1 protein-coding gene is annotated in these 1490 nt (G+C 64.2%); it reads left to right on the forward strand.

Features of this window, described 5'->3' with window-relative positions; genetic code table 11:
- Window positions 1–516 precede the first annotated feature (516 nt).
- Window positions 517–1386, forward strand: a complete 870-nt coding sequence (locus ACFVX9_RS39770) for an IS5 family transposase (protein ID WP_387987192.1) — start codon at window positions 517–519, stop codon at window positions 1384–1386.
- Window positions 1387–1490: the final 104 nt, after the last annotated feature.

Consider the following 1490-nt stretch of genomic DNA (forward strand, 5'->3'; position numbering starts at 1 on the left):
TCCGTCATGTCCGACGGATACCGGCACTGCCTGCCGGGACGGCCGACCGCGTTGCCGTACACGTGCGCGAGGCAATCACACGATGGTGCAACCGGGTCGGACCAGACGGGCTCGGACGCGTACAACAAGGATACCAGGGCCTCCCGGCACTGCCCGGTTAGATTCGCATCCCCGAGCTGCCGAGAGGCCCTGCCTTCATGCGCGTACGACCGGAAGATCACCCGGGTGGGAAGCCTGCTCGAACCACGCTTTCCATGATCGGTTGAGATACGGCTTCTCAGAGGTCCTTTTATCCCGGAATCTGGACACTTATTGCGATTCTTGAGGTGGTCAGCCGCGGTGCGGTAGTGACCATTGATGGAGTCGGTGCCTGTGGGGCGTGTGGGGTGGCTGGTGGGGCGGGCTGGTTTTTGTGCCTGTCTCATCCCAGGATGTCCGGCCGTAGATGGCCCGCGTGCTTCCGATGCCGCAGCCGTGCGCCTGGGCGCATTCGGTCCGCGGCGGTACGCCGGAAGCATGGAGAAACGACGTCCGTATCCGAGTGATCTGTCCGATGCCCGCTGGGAGTTGATTGAGCCGGTGCTGTCCGCGTGGCGTTTCGAACGCCGTGGCCGGGCTCTAAACTTTGGCCGGCCTCCACGGCACGACTTGCGCGAGATCATGAACGCGGTCCTCTACGTGGACCGCACCGGCTGCCAGTGGGCCTACCTCCCCCATGACTTCCCACCGCACCAGAGCGTCTACGGCTACTTCGCCAGATGGGCTGACGAGGGAGTATTCGCCCAGCTCAATGGCCTGCTCAGGCAGCTTTTACGAGAGAAGGAGGGGCGGAACGCCGAGGCAACGGCATGCGTGATCGACGCACAGAGCGTCAAGACCTCCACCAGCGTTCCCGCCGCCAGCCAGGGCATCGACGCCGGCAAGAAGATCGCGGGCCGCAAACGGAGCATCGTCACCGACACGCTCGGACTTCTCCTCGCGGTGGTGGTCACCGCGGCCAGCGTGCAGGACTCCGTCGCCGGCATCCGGCTCATCGACCGCGTCGCCGCCGAATATCCCGCAATCCGCAAGGTCTGGGCCGACGGCGGCTACCGCCAGCACCTCGTCGAACACGCCGCCACCCTCGGCATCGACATGGAGATCACCGCCCGCACCCCCGGGACCAGGGGTTTCACCCCGATCCCGAAGCGGTGGGCGGTTGAGCGGACCTACGGCTGGCTCATGCTCCACCGCCGCCTGGCCCGCGACTACGAAACCCTTCCCACCCGTTCCGCAGCGATCATCCAGCTTGCGATGACCGACCTCATGGCCCGCCGCCTCACCAGCGAGAACACTATCTCCTGGCGCGACCCGAAAAAAACCACAGAACACCTAATTCTGGGATGAAACAGCGGGATAAAACGACCTCTAACCACAACTCTCAGCAACGGGCCGTCTGTTATGTATACTACCACCGGGTTCCGCCGGGATCAGATCACCGATCTGTGCGC

The sequence above is a fragment of the Kitasatospora sp. NPDC058243 genome (genome assembly GCF_042882025.1).
Taxonomy (GTDB): Bacteria; Actinomycetota; Actinomycetes; order Streptomycetales; family Streptomycetaceae; genus Kitasatospora.